1 protein-coding gene is annotated in these 2,161 nt (G+C 61.1%); it reads left to right on the forward strand.

The window, feature by feature from the left end; all coding sequences use genetic code 11:
• Positions 1-373 precede the first annotated feature (373 nt).
• Complete coding sequence (locus IEX32_RS20235; protein ID WP_188773336.1) at positions 374-1,861, forward strand: hypothetical protein; 1,488 nt, start codon at positions 374-376, stop codon at positions 1,859-1,861.
• The last annotated feature ends 300 nt before the right edge of the window (positions 1,862-2,161 follow it).

Consider the following 2,161-nt stretch of genomic DNA (forward strand, 5'->3'; position numbering starts at 1 on the left):
CTCTGCCTTGCCATTGCCGATGTCGTCGCCAGGAACCATCCACATCGTGAATCAGATCGCAGGCAGTTTGTATACCCCCTACGCCCGGGAATTTGCCCCGGTTACATGCCAACCGACTTAACGGTCTGAAATTTGATGAAAACGCCGCAGCGCGACTATGACTCAAGTTTTTAGCCAACGCGGTCGGCCTAATAGCGGACTTGATGAATATCGCCACTGCGCTCTCTCTTTGCAGTGCATTCTGGTAGCCCGTCATGAATCTAGCAGCCAATCGATTGGAGAGTTCAGCATGCCCAAGCCAGCAATGCTCGCATTTGCAGCGACAGCGACCGTCATGGCCGGGTGCACCACCTCTCCTCCAATGCAAAAATCGATGGCGGAAGGGGTTGCAATCGATGCCTCGGAACTGCCGTTCGTGCGCGACATCGATGAACGCTTTCAGTCGTTTCAGATCGGCATGTCGCATCTGACCGGCGGGGACACCTGGGTCTCCTATGACACGATGGAGCAGGAGGACATCACGCGGGATTACGCCGGGGACCTGTCGGCAGTCCGCGAGCCGCGCGACCCGACGGATCTTGGAAACAGCCGCCTGCGCAATCTCGCCGAAGAACTCGGCCCGTTCTACGTTCGCTATGGCGGCACCACGTCGAATTCGGTTTACTTCCAGGATGACGACAAACCCCGACTGGAGGAAATACCGGAAGGTTTCGAGCGGCTGCTGACGCGCGATGCATGGCGAAAGGCTATCGACTTCGCGCAGGCCGTCGATGCCAAGATCGTGACTGGCTTCACTGTCAGTTCTGGTGTCCGTGACAAGGCAGGCGTTTGGACTCCCGTGCATGCGCAGGCTTGGCTGGATTTCACCAAAGCGGCAGGCGGCGAGATCTATGCGGCCGAGATGTTCAACGAACCCAATATGGCCGCCTATGACGACATGCTGGAAACCTATGGACCCGCCGATTTCGTGAAGGACTTCGCGGTCTATGGCGCCTTCATGGAGCGGGCGGCACCCGATCTGAAGCTGGTTGGGCCGGGCGACGTGGATGTCGGACTGCCCGGACCAAGGCCGAATGTTCCGGATGCGGAAACCTACTTCAGCTCCTTGCCGAAGCCGATCTTCGATATCGTGTCCTACCATTACTACGGGGCGCTGTCGGAACGGTGTGCGCCACCGGAATCCGGCCGCGGAGTAAGCGTCGACGACGCGCTGAGCGAGGAATGGCTCGCCCGGCAGGAGCAGCCATTGCGCGACCGCATGGCGCTGCGCGACCGCTACGCTCCCGGCGCGCCGATCTGGAATACCGAAACCGGCGCGGCAGCCTGCGGGGGTCCGCAGTGGCAGCCCAGCTTTATCGACTCGTTCCGCTATCTCGACACCAATGCCCGGCTGGCCAAGATTGGGTTGGATGCGATCTTCACCCACGCACTGATCAGCGGCAGCAATGGCGTGATCGACGAGAAGACCTTCATGCCTAATGCGAACTACTGGGCCGCGCTGATGTGGCGCCGCCTGATGGGCACGCGCATTCTCGACGCCGGACCCGTCCAGCCGGGCCTGCATCTCTATGCCCATTGCCAGCGCGGCGTGCCGGGCGGGGTGACGCTGCTGGCGATCAATCTTCAGGACCAGGCGGAAAGGGTCAAGGTGGACAGTCCGGCGGACCTCTATGCCCTGACGGCGCCCGAACAGCTGAGTCGGACGGTGCTTCTGAACGGAACGCCGCTGGAGCTGGGGATGGGCGACACCGTGCCGCAGACCTTGCCCGTGCGGCAGCCCTCGGGCGAGGTGCCGCTTGCGCCCACCAGCATCAATTTCATCGCCCTGCCGCAGGCCGACAATCCGGCCTGCCGCAGCTGAGCGCGTCATCGGGCCGGGAAGAGCCAAGCATCTTCCCGGCGCTGCACGAACGATAAGCAAGTGAAACTCGGTATATGTCAGGTTCCGGCGACGGGCAGCGCAAGCCGTGGAGGCCGGCGCGCAGTAAGCTCATGAAAACCGGCATGCCGCACTACATTGAAATGGTTGATGTAGTCCATGGCAGCCCGCCTGACCCCAGGGCTCCGAACTCAGGTTAACGGAAAAAAGGGTCTTTACGATTTGAGCGAAGGCTGAATCTGTGTGCGCGCTATTTGGGAGGCGCACATGGACGAGTGGGAC

Source organism: Novosphingobium endophyticum, from assembly GCF_014640675.1.
Taxonomy (GTDB): domain Bacteria; phylum Pseudomonadota; class Alphaproteobacteria; order Sphingomonadales; family Sphingomonadaceae; genus Novosphingobium; species Novosphingobium endophyticum.

Bases quoted from the DNA above. Each gene is read 5' to 3' on its own strand.
- IEX32_RS20235 (WP_188773336.1), top strand. From the start codon at position 374: ATGGCGGAAGGGGTTGCAATCGATGCCTCGGAACTGCCGTTCGTGCGC.